The sequence below is a fragment of the Enterobacter sp. BIDMC109 genome (genome assembly GCF_001037885.1).
In the GTDB taxonomy this organism is placed as follows: Bacteria; Pseudomonadota; Gammaproteobacteria; order Enterobacterales; family Enterobacteriaceae; genus Enterobacter; species Enterobacter hormaechei_C.
On sequence record NZ_KQ090002.1, the window covers coordinates 693,392 to 714,086 of the forward strand.

18 protein-coding genes and 1 other RNA gene are annotated in these 20,695 nt (G+C 56.3%); 12 read left to right on the top strand and 7 right to left on the bottom strand.

The window, feature by feature from the left end:
- Positions 1-6 precede the first annotated feature (6 nt).
- From SK62_RS03345 to SK62_RS03355, 3 genes are read left to right on the top strand one after another with little or no spacing between them, the layout of a single operon-like run.
- A complete protein-coding gene (locus SK62_RS03345) occupies positions 7-777 on the top strand; it encodes an aspartate dehydrogenase (protein WP_015571821.1) in 771 nt (256 codons plus the stop codon).
- A 9-nt stretch (positions 778-786) separates the two neighbouring features.
- Positions 787-2,256 (top strand): aldehyde dehydrogenase, encoded by a 1,470-nt coding sequence (locus SK62_RS03350; RefSeq protein ID WP_047719210.1) that lies wholly within the window; start codon positions 787-789, stop codon positions 2,254-2,256.
- Between the two features lie 13 nt (positions 2,257-2,269).
- Entirely contained in the window at positions 2,270-3,910 is a 1,641-nt protein-coding gene (locus SK62_RS03355; RefSeq protein WP_039269817.1) for a thiamine pyrophosphate-binding protein, read from the top strand.
- An 82-nt stretch (positions 3,911-3,992) separates the two neighbouring features.
- On the opposite strand, the gene SK62_RS03360 is transcribed toward SK62_RS03355, so the two are convergent.
- The gene (locus tag SK62_RS03360) at positions 3,993-5,261 is read right to left on the bottom strand and encodes an OprD family outer membrane porin (protein ID WP_017382910.1); all 1,269 of its coding nucleotides are present in this window, start codon (positions 5,259-5,261) and stop codon (positions 3,993-3,995) included.
- A 210-nt stretch (positions 5,262-5,471) separates the two neighbouring features.
- Complete coding sequence (locus tag SK62_RS03365) at positions 5,472-6,230, bottom strand: metalloprotease LoiP (RefSeq protein ID WP_017382909.1); 759 nt, start codon at positions 6,228-6,230, stop codon at positions 5,472-5,474.
- A 272-nt stretch (positions 6,231-6,502) separates the two neighbouring features.
- Here SK62_RS03365 and tkt point away from each other — a divergent pair, with 272 nt between their 5' ends.
- From tkt to SK62_RS03390, 5 genes are all read left to right on the top strand, one after another.
- Complete coding sequence (tkt, locus tag SK62_RS03370; protein ID WP_017382908.1) at positions 6,503-8,494, top strand: transketolase; 1,992 nt, start codon at positions 6,503-6,505, stop codon at positions 8,492-8,494.
- Positions 8,495-8,850: 356 nt separating this feature from the next.
- Positions 8,851-9,870, top strand: a complete 1,020-nt coding sequence (epd, locus tag SK62_RS03375; RefSeq protein WP_015571810.1) for an erythrose-4-phosphate dehydrogenase — start codon at positions 8,851-8,853, stop codon at positions 9,868-9,870.
- Positions 9,871-9,919: 49 nt separating this feature from the next.
- Complete coding sequence (gene pgk, locus SK62_RS03380) at positions 9,920-11,083, top strand: phosphoglycerate kinase (protein WP_015571809.1); 1,164 nt, start codon at positions 9,920-9,922, stop codon at positions 11,081-11,083.
- A 92-nt stretch (positions 11,084-11,175) separates the two neighbouring features.
- Positions 11,176-12,255: a class II fructose-bisphosphate aldolase gene (fbaA, locus tag SK62_RS03385; RefSeq protein ID WP_017692704.1), complete on the top strand. Its 1,080-nt coding sequence runs from the start codon at positions 11,176-11,178 to the stop codon at positions 12,253-12,255.
- Between the two features lie 187 nt (positions 12,256-12,442).
- On the top strand, positions 12,443-13,297 hold the full coding sequence (locus SK62_RS03390; RefSeq protein ID WP_017382907.1) for a small-conductance mechanosensitive channel MscS: 855 nt from the start codon (positions 12,443-12,445) through the stop codon (positions 13,295-13,297).
- A 46-nt stretch (positions 13,298-13,343) separates the two neighbouring features.
- Here SK62_RS03390 and SK62_RS03395 read toward each other — a convergent pair whose 3' ends face one another.
- Positions 13,344-14,402, bottom strand: coding sequence for a type 2 periplasmic-binding domain-containing protein (locus SK62_RS03395; protein ID WP_017382906.1), 1,059 nt, complete (start codon positions 14,400-14,402; stop codon positions 13,344-13,346).
- A 200-nt stretch (positions 14,403-14,602) separates the two neighbouring features.
- On the opposite strand from SK62_RS03395, the gene argO reads away from it, so the two are divergent.
- Together argO and SK62_RS03405 are read left to right on the top strand one after the other, a co-directional pair.
- Complete coding sequence (gene argO, locus SK62_RS03400) at positions 14,603-15,238, top strand: arginine exporter ArgO (protein ID WP_017382905.1); 636 nt, start codon at positions 14,603-14,605, stop codon at positions 15,236-15,238.
- A 92-nt stretch (positions 15,239-15,330) separates the two neighbouring features.
- Complete coding sequence (locus tag SK62_RS03405; protein ID WP_017382904.1) at positions 15,331-16,053, top strand: oxidative stress defense protein; 723 nt, start codon at positions 15,331-15,333, stop codon at positions 16,051-16,053.
- Between the two features lie 42 nt (positions 16,054-16,095).
- Here the strand turns inward: SK62_RS03405 and argP are convergent, their stop codons facing one another.
- Complete coding sequence (gene argP, locus SK62_RS03410; RefSeq protein ID WP_003860089.1) at positions 16,096-16,989, bottom strand: DNA-binding transcriptional regulator ArgP; 894 nt, start codon at positions 16,987-16,989, stop codon at positions 16,096-16,098.
- A gap of 127 nt (positions 16,990-17,116) precedes the next feature.
- On the opposite strand from argP, the gene rpiA reads away from it, so the two are divergent.
- Together rpiA and serA are read left to right on the top strand one after the other, a co-directional pair.
- Positions 17,117-17,776 (top strand): ribose-5-phosphate isomerase RpiA, encoded by a 660-nt coding sequence (rpiA, locus tag SK62_RS03415; protein WP_003860091.1) that lies wholly within the window; start codon positions 17,117-17,119, stop codon positions 17,774-17,776.
- A 265-nt stretch (positions 17,777-18,041) separates the two neighbouring features.
- Positions 18,042-19,274 carry a phosphoglycerate dehydrogenase gene (serA, locus tag SK62_RS03420; RefSeq protein ID WP_017692705.1) on the top strand — a complete coding sequence of 411 codons (1,233 nt, stop codon included), beginning with the start codon at positions 18,042-18,044 and terminating at the stop codon, positions 19,272-19,274.
- Positions 19,275-19,428: 154 nt separating this feature from the next.
- Here the strand turns inward: serA and SK62_RS03425 are convergent, their stop codons facing one another.
- The 3 genes from SK62_RS03425 to zapA form a co-directional block, all read right to left on the bottom strand.
- Positions 19,429-20,025 (bottom strand): 5-formyltetrahydrofolate cyclo-ligase, encoded by a 597-nt coding sequence (locus SK62_RS03425; protein WP_017692706.1) that lies wholly within the window; start codon positions 20,023-20,025, stop codon positions 19,429-19,431.
- Positions 20,026-20,049: 24 nt separating this feature from the next.
- A non-coding RNA gene (gene ssrS / locus SK62_RS21965) (6S RNA) lies at positions 20,050-20,233 on the bottom strand.
- 41 nt (positions 20,234-20,274) lie between these two features.
- Positions 20,275-20,604 (bottom strand): cell division protein ZapA, encoded by a 330-nt coding sequence (zapA, locus tag SK62_RS03430; RefSeq protein WP_003860096.1) that lies wholly within the window; start codon positions 20,602-20,604, stop codon positions 20,275-20,277.
- Positions 20,605-20,695 lie beyond the last annotated feature (91 nt).

Consider the following 20,695-nt stretch of genomic DNA (forward strand, 5'->3'; position numbering starts at 1 on the left):
CACATCATGAAAAAGGTAATGTTGATTGGTTTTGGCGCCATGGCGCAGGCGGTGATTGAGCGCCTGCCCGCCGGCGTGGCTATCGGCTGGATCGTGGCGCGCGCGTCTCACCATGCCGCCATTCACGACCAGTTTGGCAATGCGGTCGAGGCGCTGACGTCGCCGATGGCGTGCGCACAAACGCCGGATCTGGTGCTGGAATGCGCCAGCCAGCAGGCGGTGGCCCAGTACGGGGAAGAGATCCTGCGTCGCGGCTGGCATCTGGCCGTCATTTCCACCGGCGCGCTGGCGGACAGCGCGCTGGAGCAGCGTCTGCTCGCTGCGGGCGGAAAACTGACCCTGCTTTCCGGTGCGGTGGCCGGTATCGACGGGCTGGCGGCGGCGAAAGAGGGCGGCCTTGAGCGCGTTACCTATCAGTCGCGCAAAAGCCCGGCCAGCTGGCGCGGCAGCTATGCCGAGCAGCTTATCGATCTGAATGCGGTGTCAGAGGCAAAGGTTTTCTTCGAGGGCAGCGCCCGCGAGGCGGCGCGCCTGTTCCCGGCGAACGCCAACGTGGCGGCGACCGTGGCGCTCGGCGGCGTCGGGATGGACGACACCCGCGTGCAGCTGATGGTTGACCCGGCAACGAAACGTAACACCCACACGCTCCACGTGGAAGGATTGTTCGGCGAGTTTCATCTGGAGCTGAGCGGACTGCCGCTGGCTTCTAATCCTAAAACCTCCACCCTGGCGGCACTGAGCGCGGTGCGCGCCTGCCGCGAGCTGGCCCTGAGCTGAGGAGAGACGATGGACGATCTGAAGATTTTTATCGGCGGCCAGTGGCGACACGGCGGCGGCAACCCGATGCAGAGCCACTTCCCGGCAGACGGGTCGATCAACGCGACGCTGAACGCCGCCAGTCTGGATGACCTGGAGGAGGCGGTAGACGCCGGAGAGCGCGCCTGGCGCGATCCCGCATGGCGTAACAGCCTGCCGCATATGCGCGCGAAGATCCTGTATAAGGTTGCCGATCTCATTGAATCCCGCGTCGACGCGCTGGCGCAGATGCAGAGCCGTGATAACGGCAAGCCGCTGGCGGAAGCGCGCGGGCTGGTGTTGAGCGCGGCGGGAACGGCGCGCTACTTTGCCGCCGCCTGCGAGCTGCTGGAAGGGGAACTGCCCACGCCGCGCCAGCCGGATCTGCTGACGCTGAGCCGCTACGAGCCCCTTGGCGTGGTGGCGGCCATCACGCCGTGGAACTCGCCGATTGCCAGCGAAATGCAGAAGGTCGCACCGGCGATTGCCGCCGGAAACGCGGTGATCCTCAAGCCGGCCGAAGCCACGCCGCTGATGGCGCTGGAGCTGGCGCGGATTTTTGAACAGGCCGGGCTGCCCGCCGGGCTGCTGAGCGTGCTGCCGGGCAAAGGCTCGGTGATTGGCGATGCGCTGGCGCGCCATCCTCGCGTGCGCAAAATCTCCTTTACCGGTGGAACCACCACGGGCCGCCATCTGGCGCACGTGGCGGCGGAAAAACTGATCCCGGCCTCGCTGGAGCTGGGCGGCAAATCGCCGACCATCGTGCTGGAGGATGCTGATATCGAACAGGCCGCGCGCGGGATCTGCTATGGCATTTTCAGCTCGGCGGGGCAGGCGTGTATCGCCGGATCGCGGCTGTTTATCCACGAGAGCATTTACGCCCCGCTGATGGCGAGGCTGCTGGAATTAACTCGCGGGCTGCGTGTCGGACACCCGTTTACCGACGGCGTGCATGTCGGACCGCTGATCGGCGAAAAACATCGCCAGAGCGTGATCGAGTACGTCGAACTGGCGAAGCGTGAAGGGGGCCGCGTGCTGTGCGGCGGCGAGATCCCCGCCGATCCCGCTCTGGCAAACGGCAGCTTTTTCCTGCCCACGATTATCGAAGGGTTGAGCAACAGCGCCCGCGCCTGTCAGGAAGAGATCTTCGGCCCGGTACTGGTGGCGATGCCGTTTGCCGATGAAGCCACGCTTATCCGCGAGGCGAACGACTCGGTTTACGGCCTGGCAGCGGGGATCTGGACACGCGATACCGGTCGCGCCCTGCGTCTCAGCGAGCAGCTGGAGGCAGGCACGGTGTGGATCAACACCTACAAAGTCTTTGCGATTTCGACCCCGTTCGGGGGCTTTAAAGAGAGCGGTCTGGGCCGCGAGAAGGGTATCCAGGGGCTGAAAGCCTGGATGCAACAAAAGAGCATTTATCTGGCGACGGGTAACAGCGTCAACCACTGGTGCGACTGAGAAAGGGTGAGCAATGAGCGAAATGATAACCGTCGGCGACGCCATCGCCAGAACGCTGGAGCAGTATCAGGTTGAGGCCATCTACGGCGTCATCTCCATTCACAACCTGCCGATCGCGGATGCGGTTGGGCAGCGGGGCAATATCCGCTTTGTGCCCGCCCGCGGTGAAGCCGGTTCCGTCACCATGGCCGACGCCCACGGGCGCTTTTCCGGCCTCGGCGTGGCGCTGACCAGCACCGGCGCGGGGGCGGGTAATGCGGTAGGCGCGCTGGTGGAAGCCATGAATGCCTGCACGCCGCTGCTGCATTTAACCGGGCAGGTTGAGAAAGCCTGGCTGGACGCCGACACCGGGTTTATCCATGAAACCCGTGACCAGCTGACCTTCCTGAAGGCCAGCTCAAAACGGGCGTACCGCATCAGCAATGCGAATCAGGCGATAGCGATTCTGCATAAAGCTATCCAGGACGCGCAGACCCCGCCGTGCGGACCGGTCTCGGTGGAAATCCCGATTGATATTCAGGGCGCCAAAATTCCGCTGTCGCTGGTGACTAAACCGGTTAAACCGGCATCGGTTCCAGCCGTGGATACCGGAATGGTTGACGCGCTGTGGGCGCAGCTCAAACAGGCGAAACAGCCGCTGCTGTGGCTGGGGGGCGGGGCGCTGGGCAGCGCAGACGCGGTTAAAACGCTGGCGGATGCGGGCATCACCGTGATTTCCAGCACCCATGCGCGCGGCGTGCTGCCGGACAGCCACCGCGCCAGCCTTCGCGCGTTCCACAACTCGCCGTCGGTGGAGGCGCTGATTGCGCAGTGTGATTTTACGCTGGTGGCCGGTTCTCGCCTGCGCAGCAACGAAACCCGATCCTGGACGCTTGAGCTGCCTTCCCCGCGGGTGCAGATCGATATCGACCCGGCGGCGGCGAGCCGTAACTACCTGATGGATAGCACGTTGATAGCCGATTGTTCAGCGGTGCTTGGCGCGCTGGCTGAAAAAGTACAGGGCCGCGAGTGGGGCAGTCCCCAGTGGGATATGCAGGTGCAGCAGGCGGTCGGGCAAGCTGAGCAGGGGCTGCGCGAGCAGTGCGGCGCCTATGCGAAGCTTAACGACGCCATAGCAAAAGCCCTGCCGAAAGACGGCCTGCTTGTGCGCGATATCACCGTGTCCGGCAGCCTGTGGGGTAGCCGCCTGTTCAGGGCTAACGGTCCGATGATGAACATTCACTCCCTCGCCGGGGCGATTGGTATGGGGCTGCCGATGGCCATCGGCACCGCGATTGCCAACCCGCAGCGCAAGGTGGTGGGGCTGGTGGGCGACGGCGGCCTGAGCCTCAATTTAGGCGAGCTGGCGACGCTGGCGCAGGAGAAAGCCAACGTGACGCTGCTGGTCATGAACGACGGCGGCTACGGGGTGATGCGCGGTATTCAGGATAAGTATTTCGGCGGGCGTCAGTATTATAACGCGCTGCATACGCCGGACTTTACCCTGCTGGCGCAGGCGATTGGCCTTCAGGCGTGGAGCGTTGAGCGGGCAGAGGATTTTGATGCGGTGATGACGGAGGCGCTGGCGATGCCGGGGCCGTCGGTAGTGGAAGTGCGGATGGGGCAGATTGGCGCCCTGAAGTTTGCCGGGCCGCCGCAGAAGACGCTTTACTAGCTGTTTCCCCTCATCCTAACCCTCTCCCACAGGGAGAAAACGGTAGGCCGGGTAAGGCGAAGCCGCCACCCGGCTTTTTTCATCAGAACACGTTAAACGGGTATTCCACGTAAGCGCGGATCTCGTCCCCGCCCACGTTGTACTCGCTGGCGTTGCTGGAGACGCGCAGTACGGAGTAGCGCAGCTTCAGCTTCAGATCTTTCGCCGGGCCATCCTGCACCTGGTACTGGATCTGGTTAAACCACTCGTGCTCTTTGCCATTGCTGGTTTCAGAGGTTTTGATGTTATCGCCGCGCACGTAGGCGGTGGTCCAGCTCAGGCCCGGTAAACCAAGGCCGCCAAAGTCCAGACCGTAGGATGCCTGCCAGGAACGTTCATCTTCGCCGTTGAAATCAGACCAGTAGGAGTTCGCCAGCCAGATGGTGTTACCGCCGTCACCCACGCCGCCTTTGTCGCGATAGCCGCCGTAGTTGTAGCCGGTACTGCCGCTGCTCTGCTGGTACGCCACTTTGAACGTGTGAATGTCCCAGATATAGCTCGCTGCCAGGCTCCAGATGGTGTTGCTGCGGCCCGTGTTGAGGCTGTCCGCGTAATGCTGGTCGAGACGGGAGTTATAGCCGTTGAAGTCGAGCACCAGCTGCTGCCCGGTACTGAACGGCTGTTTGAAGTTCATGCCCAGGTACTGCTTGTTCATCACCTCTTCGTTATGAGAGGCGTACAGCGCGCCGCTGAACTGGTCGTTAAACTGATAGCTCGCACCGCCGAAGGAGAGGCTCTTCAGTCCGCTGTCGTGGCGGTCATCGCTTTTACGCTGCTCGTCGGTGAAGTAACCGGCGTTGACTTCCAGACCGTCGATCTCTTTCGAGGTCAGCAGGGTGCCGGTGTAGCTTTCAAACAGCAGGCGGGAGCTGTCGGATGTAATGATTGGCAGCTCAGGACGCTGGTTCCCGTAGCTCAGCACGGTATTGGAGATGCGCATTTTGGCCGTCGCGCCAAACTTTGCCAGATCGGATTTTGCCCGGCCGTCGTCTTCCTGCTTAAAGAAGTCGATGCCGCCCGCGCCGCTCTTGCCGCGGCCACCGTCCAGACGCACGCCATACTGCGCGATACCGTCCACGCCGAAGCCCACCAGCCCTTCGGTATAGCCGGATGCAAACGTGGCGATGATCCCCTGACCCCATTCGGCTTTGTCCTGCTGGCCCTGATGGTAGTCGCGGCTGATATACGCATTGCGTAAAAACAGATCCAGATGGCTGTCGTCAATAAAACCCTTGCTGTCGGATTGCTGGCTTGCGGCGGCAGGTAATGCGGCAAATAAACTTAAAGCAATTAATGATAATTCTTTTTTCACGGAGGGAACGTCTCTGTCTGGATATATTAATTTGAATAACTGCGGAAGAGATAATTACCGGAAAAAGTAACCTTTGCAATAATTATGTGACTAGGCATTTCAGAGTGGCAGGGTAGATTTGGCGGGGCTTTCAGGGGGGTTATCGATACGTGCTTTTAAGTTAACAATTCATGCGAAATAAAAAGGAGGCAAAACTGCCTCCTTCTGAAATTATTTAATTCCGTCTGCCGCCATACGGTCGCGAATATGCTGTGCACGCTCTTCCGAAGCCGGGTGATCGTCAAACATGGAGCTTTGACGGCCCTCCTCCAGTTTCGCCAGTTTTTCGAAGCTGGTAGCTAAACCCGATGGATTGATGCCGCGTTTGCGCAACAGATCGTAAGAGTAGTCATCCGCTTCCGACTCCTGACGCTGGGAGAACTGCGAGTTCACCAGTTTTTCGCCCACGTCGCCCAGCTGCGACTGGGACAGGCTGCCGACGATGCCGCCCGCAGAGGCCGCCGCTGCGCGCACGGCATTGGTGCCCAGCGCAACCTGCATCCCTTTCTTCACGTGACCCAGTGCAACGTGACCCATTTCATGGCCGATCACCGCTTCCACTTCGTTGTCGGTCATCATGTCCATCAGGCCGCTGTAAACGCGGATACAGCCGTTCGCCATCGCAAAGGCGTTGACGTCTTTCGCCATATACACCTTGTAGTTCACCGGCTGACCGTTAATGTTGTCGCCCAGCGCGGAAGCAATCTTGTTCAGACGCTGCGTGTAGGTGCTGTTTGCCGGGGCAAGCGTAGCTTTTCCATCCATATCCTTACAGGCCTCGTCGCTCAACGCTTTCACCTGCGCATCGCTCAATGAGTAGGCCTGAAAAGCTTCTGCGCCTGAGGTCATCAGGCCGTTAGAATCCATATTCTGACAGCCGCTTAGCAGGAGCGTTGTTCCCACAGCCAGCCCGATTGCACGCATTTTCATGATGTTGCTTCCGTACTCGTTAATCTGAATTAATTCCGAAAAATGCACCGTCAACGAAGCCGGTGTCGGGCTAAGTATAAGGAATATCGACAGAGGCGGGCGAGCAGATTGCGCAACATGCGAGCATGATCCAGAGATTTCTTAAGCTGCAAAAGAATGGTCCATGTACATGCCCTGCGGCTTGGGTTACATTGTTGGCACTTTTTTCCGGCGTAGCCCAAAACGCGCTGTCGTCAAGGGCATGGCCTTTAACAGTCCGATCTGGAGTTAAAATGTCCTCACGTAAAGAGCTTGCTAATGCTATTCGTGCGCTGAGCATGGACGCAGTACAGAAAGCCAAATCCGGCCACCCGGGCGCCCCTATGGGCATGGCTGACATCGCCGAAGTCCTGTGGCGTGATTTCCTTAACCACAACCCGCAGAACCCGGCATGGGCAGACCGCGACCGTTTCGTGCTGTCTAACGGCCACGGCTCTATGCTGATCTACAGCCTGCTGCACCTCACTGGCTACGATCTGCCAATCGAAGAGCTGAAAAACTTCCGTCAGCTGCACTCCAAAACTCCAGGTCACCCGGAAGTGGGCTACACCGCTGGCGTTGAAACCACTACCGGTCCGCTGGGTCAGGGCATCGCTAACGCCGTAGGGATGGCGATTGCAGAGAAGACCCTGGCGGCGCAGTTTAACCGTCCTGGCCACGACATCGTTGACCACTTCACCTACGCCTTCCTGGGCGACGGCTGCATGATGGAGGGCATTTCTCACGAAGTGTGCTCCCTGGCAGGCACCCTGAAGCTGGGTAAACTGGTTGCGTTCTACGACGACAACGGCATCTCCATCGACGGTCATGTTGAAGGCTGGTTCACTGACGACACCGCCGCACGTTTCGAAGCCTACGGCTGGCACGTTGTGCGCGGCGTTGATGGCCACGATGCTGACTCGATTAAACGTGCCGTAGAAGAAGCGCGCGCCGTGACCGACAAACCGTCCCTGCTGATGTGCAAAACCATCATCGGCTTCGGTTCTCCGAACAAAGCGGGCACTCACGACTCCCACGGCGCACCGCTGGGCGACGCGGAAATTGCACTGACCCGTGAAGCACTTGGCTGGAAACACCCTGCCTTCGAAATCCCGTCTGAAATCTACGCTCAGTGGGATGCGAAAGAAGTGGGCCAGGCGAAAGAAGCGGCCTGGAACGAGAAGTTCGCGGCATACGCGAAAGCCTTCCCTCAGGAAGCGGCTGAATTCACCCGTCGTATGAAAGGCGACATGCCGTCTGACTTCGACGCGAAAGCGAACGAGTTCATCGCGAAGTTGCAGGCGAACCCAGCCAAGATCGCCAGCCGTAAAGCATCTCAGAATGCGATCGAAGCGTTTGGCCCTCTGCTTCCAGAATTCCTCGGCGGCTCCGCTGACCTGGCGCCATCAAACCTGACCCTGTGGTCCGGATCTAAGCCAATCAACGAAGATACTGCCGGTAACTACATCCATTACGGTGTACGTGAATTCGGGATGACCGCGATTGCCAACGGTATCGCTCTGCACGGTGGTTTCCTGCCGTACACCTCTACCTTCCTGATGTTTGTGGAATATGCACGTAACGCCGTGCGTATGGCTGCGCTGATGAAACAGCGTCAGGTGATGGTCTACACCCACGACTCTATCGGTCTGGGCGAAGACGGTCCTACCCACCAGCCAGTAGAGCAGGTGGCTTCCCTGCGCGTGACCCCGAACATGAGCACATGGCGTCCATGTGACCAGGTTGAATCTGCGGTGGCGTGGAAATACGGCGTTGAGCGTCATGATGGCCCGACCGCACTGATCCTCTCCCGTCAGAACCTGGCGCAGCAGGAGCGTACCCCAGAGCAGCTGGCAAACATCGCGCGCGGTGGTTACGTGCTGAAAGATTGCGCAGGCCAGCCTGAGCTGATCTTCATCGCGACCGGTTCTGAAGTTGAACTGGCCGTTGCCGCATGGGAAAAACTGACTGCTGAAGGCGTGAAAGCGCGTGTGGTTTCTATGCCATCTACCGATGCGTTCGACAAGCAGGATGCCGCGTACCGCGAATCCGTACTGCCTAAAGCGGTCTCCGCTCGCGTGGCAGTGGAAGCGGGTATCGCTGACTACTGGTTCAAATACGTTGGCCTGAACGGCGCTATCGTCGGTATGACCACGTTCGGTGAGTCTGCGCCAGCTGAACAGCTGTTTGAAGAGTTCGGCTTCACCGTTGAGAACGTTGTCGCTAAGGCGAAAGAACTGCTGTAATTGCCGTTTTGCCCGGTGGCGCTAACGCTTACCGGGCCTACAAATGGCATAAAATGTAGGCCGGGTAAGCGTTAGCGCCACCCGGCTTTTTTGTATGCACGATTCCTCAGACATGTAACTGCTCTGTAAATTATTCCACCGAAAATGTGATGCAAGTCATATAGCTCGCTTATTCATCTGGACAGAGATTCCTTTTATTCCCCGATTCGCTTATTCTTGCTGAAGCGTTTCAGTCGATTAAATGTTCGACAATTGACCAATCAATCGCAGTTTGTGACAGCAAGGATTCCCCTTCGGGCGTCGCTGGATTACTCTTTCAGCCACCTCAAACTCAGGGATAGCTTTGCAGGAGATCTATGACCGTACGCGTAGCGATTAATGGCTTCGGTCGCATCGGGCGCAACGTGGTTCGTGCTTTATATGAATCCGGGCGTCGTGCGGAAATCACCGTGGTGGCAATCAATGAACTGGCTGATGCTGCGGGCATGGCGCATTTGTTGAAATATGACACCAGCCACGGTCGCTTTGCCTGGGACGTTCGCCAGGAAAGGGAACAGCTGTTCGTCGGTGACGATGCCATCCGCGTGCTGCATGAGAACAGTATTGAAGGGCTGCCCTGGCGCGAACTGGGTGTGGATGTGGTGCTGGACTGTACCGGCGTGTACGGTAACCGTGAACATGGCGAAGCGCATCTGAATGCTGGCGCGAAAAAAGTGCTGTTCTCCCATCCCGGCAGTAACGACCTCGACGCCACCGTCGTGTTTGGCGTCAACCAGCACGAGCTGCAAGCTGAACACCGCATTGTCTCCAACGCCTCCTGCACCACCAACTGCATTATTCCGGTCATTAAACTGTTAGACGATGCGTATGGCATTGAATCCGGCACCGTGACCACGATTCACTCCGCCATGCACGATCAGCAGGTCATCGACGCCTACCATCCGGATTTACGACGCACTCGCGCGGCGAGCCAGTCCATCATTCCGGTGGATACGAAACTGGCTGCCGGGATCACCCGTATTTTCCCGCAGTTTAACGACCGTTTCGAAGCGATTGCCGTGCGCGTGCCGACGATAAACGTCACCGCAATCGATCTTAGCGTGACGGTGAAAAAACCGGTAAAAGCCTGTGAAGTCAACCTGTTGCTGCAAAAAGCGGCACAGGGAGCATTTCATGGTATAGTTGACTATACGGAATTACCGTTGGTCTCAGTAGATTTTAACCACGACCCGCACAGCGCCATCGTGGATGGCACGCAGACGCGAGTCAGTGGTGCGCACCTCATCAAGACGCTGGTCTGGTGTGATAACGAATGGGGCTTTGCTAACCGAATGCTCGACACCACGTTAGCCATGGCCGCAAAAGGTTTCAGGTAGAGCGCACCTTGCGCTTGCAAAACTTTAAGAATCAACGAGAGGATTCACCATGTCTGTAATTAAGATGACCGATCTGGATCTGGCAGGTAAACGCGTTTTCATCCGTGCCGATCTGAACGTACCGGTTAAAGATGGCAAAGTGACCAGCGACGCGCGTATCCGTGCATCTCTGCCAACCATTGAACTGGCTCTGAAGCAGGGCGCTAAAGTGATGGTCACCTCCCACCTGGGCCGTCCAACTGAAGGCGAGTACAACGAAGAGTTCTCTCTGCTGCCGGTTGTTAATTACCTGAAAGACAAACTGTCCAGCCCGGTTCGCCTGGTGAAAGATTACCTGGACGGCGTGGAAGTTGCCGAAGGTGAGCTGGTTGTTCTGGAAAACGTTCGCTTCAACAAAGGCGAAAAGAAAGACGACGAAACCCTGTCCAAAAAATACGCTGCGCTGTGCGACGTATTCGTGATGGATGCATTCGGTACGGCTCACCGTGCGCAGGCATCTACCCACGGTATCGGTAAATTCGCAGACGTCGCCTGTGCAGGTCCGCTGCTGGCTGACGAACTGGAAGCGCTGGGTAAAGCTCTGAAAGAACCTGCTCGTCCAATGGTCGCTATCGTTGGTGGTTCTAAAGTTTCTACCAAACTGACCGTACTGGATTCCCTGTCCAAAATCGCTGACCAGCTGATCGTTGGTGGTGGTATCGCGAATACCTTCGTTGCTGCGCAAGGCCACAACGTGGGTAAATCCCTGTACGAAGCGGATCTGGTTGACGAAGCCAAACGTCTGCTGAGCACCTGTGATATCCCGGTTCCAACTGACGTTCGTGTAGCTACCGAGTTCTCCGAAACCGCTACCGCAACCCTGAAATCTGTTAACGACATCAAAGATGAAGAGCAGATTCTGGACCTGGGCGACGTTTCTGCACAGAAACTGGCTGAAATCCTGAAAAACGCAAAAACTATCCTGTGGAACGGTCCTGTCGGCGTGTTCGAATTCCCGAACTTCCGCAAAGGGACTGAGATCGTGGCTAACGCTATCGCAGACAGCGAAGCGTTCTCTATCGCAGGCGGTGGTGACACCCTGGCAGCTATCGATCTGTTCGGTATCGCTGACAAGATCTCCTACATCTCCACTGGTGGCGGCGCATTCCTCGAATTCGTGGAAGGTAAAGTCCTGCCAGCAGTAGCAATGCTCGAAGAGCGCGCTAAGAAGTAAGCCATTCAGGGGCAGGGAAACCTGCCCAATTTTCAGCGCGCTTATCAGAGCTCGCACCTTTTCTAACGGCCGAAGATACAGGACTAAGCAACATGTCTAAAATTTTTGATTTCGTAAAACCTGGCGTTATCACTGGTGATGACGTACAGAAAGTGTTCCAGGTAGCTAAAGAAAACAACTTCGCTCTGCCAGCAGTTAACTGCGTAGGTACCGACTCCATCAACGCCGTACTGGAAACCGCTGCAAAAGTTAAAGCACCGGTTATCGTTCAGTTCTCTAACGGCGGCGCTGCGTTCATCGCAGGTAAAGGCGTGAAAACTGACGTTCCTCAGGGCGCTGCTATCCTGGGTGCTATCTCTGGCGCACATCACGTTCACCAGATGGCTGAGCACTACGGTGTTCCGGTTATCCTGCACACTGACCACTGCGCGAAAAAACTGCTGCCATGGATCGACGGTCTGCTGGACGCAGGTGAAAAACACTTCGCAGCAACCGGTAAGCCACTGTTCTCTTCTCACATGATCGACCTGTCCGAAGAGTCTCTGGAAGAAAACATCGAGATCTGCTCTAAGTACCTGGCGCGTATGTCCAAAATGGGCATGACCCTGGAAATCGAACTGGGTTGCACCGGCGGTGAAGAAGACGGTGTGGACAACAGCCACATGGACGCTTCTGCTCTGTACACTCAGCCAGAAGACGTTGATTACGCTTACACCGAGCTGAGCAAAATCAGCCCACGCTTCACCATCGCAGCGTCCTTCGGTAACGTACACGGCGTATACAAACCAGGTAACGTGGTTCTGACCCCGACCATCCTGCGTGATTCTCAGGAATACGTGTCTAAGAAACACAACCTGCCGCACAACAGCCTGAACTTCGTCTTCCACGGCGGTTCCGGTTCTTCTGCTCAGGAAATCAAAGACTCCGTAAGCTACGGCGTAGTGAAAATGAACATCGATACCGACACCCAGTGGGCAACCTGGGACGGTATCCTGCAATACTACAAAACCAACGAAGCTTACCTGCAAGGTCAGCTGGGCAACCCGAAAGGCGAAGACCAGCCGAACAAGAAATACTACGATCCACGCGTATGGCTGCGCGCTGCCCAGACTTCTATGATTACTCGTCTGGAGCAGGCATTCAAAGAACTGAACGCGGTTGACGTTCTGTAATTTGAGCTGTTCATAGCGTCAAGAAGGTCCGCATATGCGGGCCTTTTTTTATGCCTTTTCAATAGCCTGATGCCTCTGTTTTTGTGATCTGTTTGGCAATATCATGGCTTTTTGTTTACCCTTTACTGACCTGCCTGTCTCCGTGTGGGATAGATTTTGTGGTTTTTATGAGCATAAGGAAAGATAAATGGAAGATCTCGGTGTTGTAGATAGCATCAATAACGCTGGCTCCTGGCTGGTGCGCAACCAGGCGCTCCTGATTAGTTACGCTGTGAATATTGCGGCGGCAATCGCCATTATTATTGTGGGGATGATCGTTGCCCGCACGGTTTCCCGGGGCGTTAATCGCGTAATGCTATCCCGTCATATCGATGCAACCGTTGCTGATTTCCTTTCTGCGCTGGTGCGTTACGGGATTATTGCGTTTACCCTCATTGCGGCAATGGGGCGGGTCGGTGTACAGACCGCTTCGGTCATTGCCGTACTTGGTGCCGCTGGTCTGGCCGTAGGTCTCGCTCTTCAGGGCTCGCTGGCTAACCTTGCAGCTGGCGTACTGTTAGTGACGTTCCGTCCTTTCCGTGCCGGAGAGTATGTTGATCTCGGTGGCACTGCGGGCACCGTGCTGAACGTGCAGATTTTTTCTACCACGCTGCGTTCGGCAGACGGCAAAATCGTCATTGTGCCAAACAAGAAAGTGATTGATGGCAACATTACTAACTTCTCTCGTGAGCCGGTTCGCCGTAATGAACTCATTATCGGGGTTGGCTATGATTCAGATACTGAGTTGGTGAAAAAGCTGATTACCGATATCATCGAATCAGATGACCGCATTCTTAAAGATCGCGAAATGACCGTTCGCCTGAACGAGTTGGGCGCGTCATCCATTAATTTTGTGGTGCGCATCTGGAGTAAAAGCGGCGATCTGCAAAACGTTTACTGGGACGTGCTGGAGCGCATTAAGCGTGATTTCGATGCCAACGGCATCAGCTTCCCTTATCCGCAGATGGATGTGAACTTCAAAAAAGTGAAAGAAGCTGACTAACGCTCGTCAGTTCAGACAACGCCCGCATTGTATGCGGGCGTTGAGCCTATCGCTTTTGCCGGGCGTTAGCCTCCAGCAATAGGCGTAGCTCGTGCATCAATTTGCCTGCGTCCGTATTACCCTTACTTTCCTGTTGCCGTACCCATTCCTCCTGAACCTCTTGATATCGCGTTGCTTTCTGCCATTCCAATTGCTCATCACGGCTCAGAAGATGAAGCTTAGCGCCTTCGTTTTCCAGACGCGTGGTGAGAGAAGCCAGCCCGCTGTCCAACGCAGCACCGAGTTGTTTCTCCGTGGTTTCGGCTGCACGACGAATAGCAAGACGATCCCGCTCGTCCAGTGCGTTTAAGGTGTCCTTATTTATAACCAGAAGGTAGACATGCCCCAGCCAGAGCGCAGGAGAATAATGAATGTAGGGCGCCGCGCGCTGCGCATGTATGTCATCTCCGCTGTCGAGATTCACCATAAGGCCATTCAACTGTCCCGTGCGCAACGCGTCGGTAATCTTGTCATTCCAGGGCATTACCAGGGTAGCTCCGCCAGCATTGCGCAAAAATGACTGGTGCCAGAAGCTGGCGGTTCGCCATTTTGTTCCCTCTAGCTGCTTCAGCTTAACGTCTGGCTGACGGGTAAAGAACCCGACCGGATAACCCAGGAAGAACTGCAAATTCACCAGGTTATTCTGCCCAAGCTCGCGGGCAAACTGTGGGTATTGCTGGAACACGCGATGAAAGAAGCGCACCTGGGCCTCGCCGTTTGCAGGCCCCAGGGGAAAGCTTTTGAATATTTGATGAAGCGGCAGTTGCTCAGCCGTATATTCAGGGACAACGATGCCAATATCAGCTCTGGTTCCCTGGCCAAGCGTACTTAGCGCATTGTAACTACTTGATATATCACCTTTCCAGTGGGCTTCAATTTTCAGGCGGCCTTGCGATTCTTTTTCAATCTCACTAAAGAAAACGTTTTTGATAAATTGCGTACGCATATTGCCGTACGGTTCATGGTCCGTGTAGCGAAGTATCTTTCCTGCACTCGCTATGGCCGGAAATGCAGTTAAGAGCGCAAATATGGCGGAGATGACCATTGCAACGCCTTGATGTTTCATATGATTTCCTGTGAGAATTTTTCGGCCTGGGGCATTACAGCATACGCCGGGTCGCGAGAGGGCAGGTTTTATAAAATCTTAATATTGTATACAGCAGGGTTTTATTAGTGATTCTAATTAACCATTAAAATTTTAAATTTTATCTAATGATGGTCACGCAGTATAGTCTGCACGTAGAGAAAACTGCCTGAGAGTTATCAATGTTAACTTACTATTTTCAAGGGCTTGCATTAGGTGCGGCCATGATCCTTCCCCTTGGTCCACAAAATGCGTTTGTGATGAACCAGGGCATTCGCCGCCAGTATCATCTGATGATTGCCCTGCTGTGCGCGGTGAGCGATTTGCTACTGATTTGCGCCGGGATTTTTGGCGGCAGCGCCTTGCTGATGCAGTCGCCGTGGCTGCTGGCGCTGGTTACCTGGGGCGGCGTAGCGTTTCTGCTGTGGTACGGGTTTGGCGCCCTGAAAACGGCCATGAGCAGCAATCTTGAGCTGGCGAGCGCCGAAGTGATGAAGCAGGGGCGCTGGAAGATTATCGTCACCATGCTCGCCGTGACGTGGCTTAACCCGCACGTCTACCTTGATACCTTTGTGGTGCTCGGCAGCCTGGGTGGACAGCTGGACGTTGAGCCCAAGCGCTGGTTTGCGCTCGGTACGGTCAGCGCCTCCTTCCTCTGGTTCTTTGGTCTTGCGATCCTGGCGGCATGGCTGGCGCCCCGTCTGCGTACCGCTAAAGCGCAGCGCATTATCAATACCCTGGTTGGGCTGGTGATGTGGTTTATTGCCTTCCAGCTGGCGAAAGAGGGGATTCATCACGTACAGGGACTGTTCAACTAAGCGTTGTCTTATGGACATCTGAACAAGACCCGCTAAGCTTGCTGGCATGAGCCCTGTTGATGGGGCACTCTTCGCAACATGGAGGAATGACAGTGAAGTTTAAGGTGATGGCCCTGGCGGCATTAGTAAGTTTAGGTGCGGTGTCGGTGCAGGCGAATGAACTGCCAAACGGCCCGCACATTGTCACTTCAGGCACGGCAAGCGTGGATGCGGTACCGGATGTTGCAACCCTGGCAATTGAAGTGAACGTGGCGGCGAAAGATGCTGCTTCCGCCAAGAAACAGGCAGACGATCGTGTTGCGCAATACCTCTCTTTCCTGGAACAGAACGGTGTCGCGAAAAAAGACATCAGCTCTGCGAACCTGCGTACCCAACCGGATTACGACTACCAGAACGGCAAAAGCATCCTGAAAGGCTATCGCGCCGTGCGTACTGTGGAAGTGACTGTACGCCAGCTTGATAAGCTCAACGGATTGCTGGATGGTGCGCTGAAGGCTGGGCTGAACGAAATTCGTTCCGTCTCGCTGGGCGTTGCGCAACCGGAGAAATATAAAGACGAAGCGCGTAAAGCGGCGATTGATGATGCCATTCATCAGGCGCAGCAGCTGGCATCCGGCTTCAAGACCAAGCTCGGTCCGGTTTACAGCGTGCGCTACCACGTTTCAAACTACCAGCCAAGCCCGATGGTTCGGATGATGAAGGCGGACGCCGCGCCGGTTTCTGCTCAGGAAACCTATGAGCAGCCAACCATTCAGTTCGACGATCAGGTTGATGTGGTGTTCCAGCTGGAGCCGACTGAAAAGCCCGCTCAGTAACCCGTAGGCCGGGTAAGGCGAAGCCGCCACCCGGCTAGTTTTTCAATCCTGTCTTAACACCTTATGCCCAAACGCCAGCAGCGCGTCAGTGACGTTGCGCATCATGCGGCTTTCCGGCGCAAAACGGTGCCAGTACAGCATCCGGCGCTGATACAGCCCCGGGGTTAAATCAATCAGCTCACCGCTTTTCAACTCTTTCTCAATCTGCAAATGCGGGATCATGCAGCAGGTGGTTCCCTGACGCGCGAGCTGTACGAAGGCTTCGGACGAGTTAACGATATGACACGGTACGCTGCCCGGCGGCAGATCGAAGTTTTGTTGCAGGAAGGCCTGATGCATATCGTCCAGATGGTCGAAAGCGACGGCAGGCGCTTTCAGCAGCGCGGCGCGGGTCACACCGTTCGGGAAGTAACGCTCGGCAAAGGCTTTTGAACCGACAAACAGGTAATCCAGCGCGCCCAGCTGATCCACCAGACAGCTTGGCAGCGCCTGAGGCTGAATACTGACCGCCCCAACCACTTCGCCACGGCGCAGGCGCTCCTGGGTGCGGGTCTCGTCTTCAACCTGGAGATTCAGGCGGATAGGGGAGTCGGCCAGCACCGGCGCAAGGGCCGGCAGCAGCCAGGTCGCCAGACTGTCGGCGTTCACCGCCAGCGACAGCAGCAGCGGCGTGGAGCCGGTCTGTTCATCGCCCAGCCATTCATCTTCCAGCAGTTCAACCTGACGCAGCAGCGCGAGGAGCTTTTGTCCTTGCTCCGTCGGACGCGGCGGCACGGTACGCACCAGCAGCGGCTGCCCGAACATGTTTTCAAGCTGTTTGATACGCTGTGATACGGCGGACTGGGTGATGCACAGCTTTTGCGCCGCGCGCTCAAAACCGCGTTCACGAATAACTGCATCAAGTGCCTGTAGTGTTCTGTAGTCCGGACGTTTCATTGCTCTGGCTGACTCCTTAATTTTGCTTAATCTGCACTATGACACAATTTTCCCTTCGTGGCAGACGAAATCCATTCGACGTGTTCTATAATGCGCCCTGAGTTTTCACACCACAGGCAAAACGATCATGACGCAGGATGAACTGAAAAAAGCAGTAGGATGGGCCGCTCTCCAGTACGTACAGCCGGGTACCATTGTCGGTGTTGGTACGGGGTCGACGGCGGCGCACTTTATCGATGCGCTGGGCACGATGAAGGGGCAGATCGAGGGCGCGGTTTCCAGCTCCGATGCTTCCACGGAAAAGCTGAAAAGTCTCGGCATCACCGTTTTCGACCTCAACGAAGTGGACCGTCTGGGCATTTACGTTGATGGCGCGGATGAAATCAACGGCCACATGCAGATGATCAAAGGCGGTGGCGCGGCGCTGACGCGCGAGAAGATCATTGCCTCCGTTGCGGATAAGTTCATCTGCATCGCGGACGCCTCCAAGCAGGTCGACATTCTGGGGAATTTCCCGCTGCCGGTCGAAGTGATCCCGATGGCGCGCAGCGCCGTGGCACGTCAACTGGTGAAGCTGGGTGGTCGTCCGGAATACCGTCAGGGTGTGGTGACCGACAACGGCAACGTGATCCTTGATGTTCACGGCCTTGAGATCCTCGATGCCATTGCGCTGGAAAATGCGATCAACGGCATTCCAGGCGTCGTTACCGTAGGGTTATTTGCCAACCGTGGCGCGGATGTGGCGCTGATCGGCACGGCTGACGGTGTAAAAACCATCGTAAAATGATCTGACGGGGGGAACGCTCCCCCCGCTAAAAAAATTTGAAAAGCTAAATTCGGTGACTTGTGTCACGTTTTTCCGCCTCTTTTGCCGATCCTGCCACGTTCGTAATTTTCCGCAGCATTTTCCTCTGCCATTTTGCTCTGTATGACTTTTCTTCAGAGTGCCGACGCAAACGTTCATATTGCTGCAATAGTTTTTTTTGATATGTTGGCTGCACGGGATTTATATCCAGCACAACATCAGTTCAGATAAAAACAGGGTCGGGTAAATGGCAAAGGTATCACTGGAGAAAGACAAGATTAAATTCCTGCTGGTTGAAGGCGTGCACCAGAAAGCGCTCGATAGCCTTCGCGCAGCAGGCTACACCAACATCGAATTTCACAAAGGCGCGCTGGACACTGAAGAGCTGAAAGCGTCCATCCGTGATGCCCATTTCATTGGCCTGCGATCCCGTACCCAACTGACTGAAGACGTTATTGCTGCGGCGGAAAAGCTGGTGGCGATTGGCTGTTTCTGCATCGGCACCAACCAGGTTGATCTGAATGCCGCCGCAAAACGCGGTATCCCGGTCTTTAACGCGCCGTTCTCTAACACCCGTTCCGTGGCGGAGCTGGTGATTGGCGAGCTGCTGCTGCTCCTTCGCGGCATTCCGGAAGCTAACGCCAAAGCGCACCGCGGCGTGTGGAATAAGCTGGCTGCGGGCTCCTACGAAGCGCGTGGTAAAAAGCTCGGGATTATCGGTTACGGCCACATCGGTACGCAGCTCGGTATTCTGGCGGAATCCCTCGGCATGCACGTGTTTTTCTACGATATCGAAAGCAAGCTGCCGCTGGGTAACGCAACGCAGGTACAGCATCTTTCAGACCTGCTGAACATGAGCGACGTGGTCAGCCTGCACGTGCCGGAAAATGCGTCCACCAAAAACATGATGGGGGCGGAAGAGCTGGCGCTGATGAAGCCGGGCTCTCTGCTGATCAACGCCGCGCGCGGTACGGTGGTCGATATTCCTGCACTGTGCGACGCGCTGAAGCGTAAGCATCTGGCGGGTGCGGCGATTGACGTATTCCCGACGGAACCGGCCACCAACAGCGATCCGTTCACCTCTCCGTTGTGCGAGTTCGACAACGTGATCCTGACGCCGCACATCGGCGGTTCTACTCAGGAAGCGCAGGAGAATATCGGCCTGGAAGTGGCGGGTAAACTGAGCAAATATTCCGACAACGGTTCAACGCTCTCTGCGGTGAACTTCCCGGAGGTGTCTCTGCCGCTGCACGGTGGGCGTCGTCTGCTGCACATCCACGAAAACCGTCCTGGCGTGCTGACCGCCATCAACCAGATCTTTGCCGAGCAGGGCGTTAACATTGCCGCGCAGTATCTGCAAACTAACTCGCAGATGGGTTATGTGGTGATTGATATCGAAGCGGATGAAGACATCGCCGAGAAAGCATTGCAGAGCATGAAGGCCATTCCGGGGACGATTCGCGCGCGCCTGTTGTACTGATGGTGCAGTTTGTGGCGTCGGGTGGCGGCTGCGCCTTACCCGACCTACAGTTGTCGTGCGGTTTGTGTGTCGGGTGGCGCTTACGCTTACCCGACCTGTAATGTTCGAGGATTTATGTAGGCCGGGTAAGGCGTAGCCGCCACCCGGCTTTGTTCTACCAGGTCCAGGTTTTACTGGGCGTCACCACCGCCGGCAACGGCACATCCCATTTCTCTACGGGTAATGCCTCCACGCCCTGGCAATCATGCGCATACCCCACCGGCTGCAATCCGTACTGCTGCCAGTTTTGTAGCGTCCTGTCATAGAATCCCCCGCCCATGCCCAATCGCTGGCCCTGCTCGTCAAACGCCACCAGCGGTGTAATCAGCACATCCAGCCCGGAAAGCGGGAGCACGTCGCGCACGTCGAGTTTGGGTTCGGTGATTTTCAGACGATTTACCACCAGCTCGCTGTGCGGATGGTAGTGCAGAAACAGCAGATTGCCCGGGCTAAAGGGATGCAGAACCGGCAGGTAAACTTTTTTCCCGGCGCGCCAGAGCTGGTCGATAAGCGGTTGGGTATCCAGCTCACCATCAAACGAGAGAAACAGGGCGACGGTGTTTGCCATCACCACAGGCGGATAGGCCATCATGCGGGCGGCGGCCTGCTGGGCAAACTGTGCCTGTTGCTCGGCGCTTAGAGCGCGACGACGCTGGCGAATAAGCTGACGGATGTCCTGGCGTGAAGCAGAAACTTCAGGGAGTTGAGTCATGGTAGTCGGTAGAAGAAAAGAGAGGGAATCTCCGAGATGCCGCCGCAGGCTGTAACCCTTGAACCCTTGGTTCAAGGTGAATGTGTCGTCATAGTTTTAAGGCTTCTCGGACGAACCGAGCATGCTCACCAACCATGGAGCGCCACATTCTTGTGGTATGAAATATCGGCTCAGGGGACTGGCCCGCTTGCGAACATCTCAGAGAAATTTTGTCTTCACAGTTACTCTACCATAGTCAACTGAGAAGTGTTATTCAAACTTTGGTCCCGGTCTTTCGGGACTGCGACCTTGATCAAGCAATGCCTGTTCTATGGTCTGCTGGAGCATTTTAATGCGCTGCTCCATGCTTGCCGCGTAATCGCGGGTCTTCGCTTTTTCCTGAGTCAGTTCATAGCTGATGTTCAACGCGGCGATGAAAACCAGCTGCTCAGTATTTGTGACTCTAGTGCGTTCTTTTAGATCTTGCAACCGCTGATTCAAATCGTCCGCAGCCTGATTCAAGGCATCCCTTTGTTCAGGCGGACAATTCACTCGCAGTGAACGGCCAAAAATCTGGAGATCGACGGGTTGTGCAGACATGCCACCTTCCTGCTGATTGACTGCGCTGCCTTCGCATACTGCCCCGGGGGCTGCGAAGGGGCGACACTATAGCTACCCTGATGTGAAGATA

Excerpts from the sequence above, each read along its gene's own strand:
- pgk (WP_015571809.1), top strand. The coding sequence starts at position 9,920 with ATGTCTGTAATTAAGATGACCGATCTGGATCTGGCAGGTAAACGCGTT.
- zapA (WP_003860096.1), bottom strand. The coding sequence starts at position 20,604 with ATGTCTGCACAACCCGTCGATCTCCAGATTTTTGGCCGTTCACTGCGA.
- SK62_RS03355 (WP_039269817.1), top strand. The coding sequence starts at position 2,270 with ATGAGCGAAATGATAACCGTCGGCGACGCCATCGCCAGAACGCTGGAG.
- serA (WP_017692705.1), top strand. The coding sequence starts at position 18,042 with ATGGCAAAGGTATCACTGGAGAAAGACAAGATTAAATTCCTGCTGGTT.
- SK62_RS03395 (WP_017382906.1), bottom strand. The coding sequence starts at position 14,402 with ATGAAACATCAAGGCGTTGCAATGGTCATCTCCGCCATATTTGCGCTC.
- fbaA (WP_017692704.1), top strand. The coding sequence starts at position 11,176 with ATGTCTAAAATTTTTGATTTCGTAAAACCTGGCGTTATCACTGGTGAT.
- SK62_RS03425 (WP_017692706.1), bottom strand. The coding sequence starts at position 20,025 with ATGACTCAACTCCCTGAAGTTTCTGCTTCACGCCAGGACATCCGTCAG.
- SK62_RS03350 (WP_047719210.1), top strand. The coding sequence starts at position 787 with ATGGACGATCTGAAGATTTTTATCGGCGGCCAGTGGCGACACGGCGGC.
- SK62_RS03390 (WP_017382907.1), top strand. The coding sequence starts at position 12,443 with ATGGAAGATCTCGGTGTTGTAGATAGCATCAATAACGCTGGCTCCTGG.
- argP (WP_003860089.1), bottom strand. The coding sequence starts at position 16,989 with ATGAAACGTCCGGACTACAGAACACTACAGGCACTTGATGCAGTTATT.
- argO (WP_017382905.1), top strand. The coding sequence starts at position 14,603 with ATGTTAACTTACTATTTTCAAGGGCTTGCATTAGGTGCGGCCATGATC.
- tkt (WP_017382908.1), top strand. The coding sequence starts at position 6,503 with ATGTCCTCACGTAAAGAGCTTGCTAATGCTATTCGTGCGCTGAGCATG.
- epd (WP_015571810.1), top strand. The coding sequence starts at position 8,851 with ATGACCGTACGCGTAGCGATTAATGGCTTCGGTCGCATCGGGCGCAAC.
- SK62_RS03365 (WP_017382909.1), bottom strand. The coding sequence starts at position 6,230 with ATGAAAATGCGTGCAATCGGGCTGGCTGTGGGAACAACGCTCCTGCTA.
- rpiA (WP_003860091.1), top strand. The coding sequence starts at position 17,117 with ATGACGCAGGATGAACTGAAAAAAGCAGTAGGATGGGCCGCTCTCCAG.
- SK62_RS03345 (WP_015571821.1), top strand. The coding sequence starts at position 7 with ATGAAAAAGGTAATGTTGATTGGTTTTGGCGCCATGGCGCAGGCGGTG.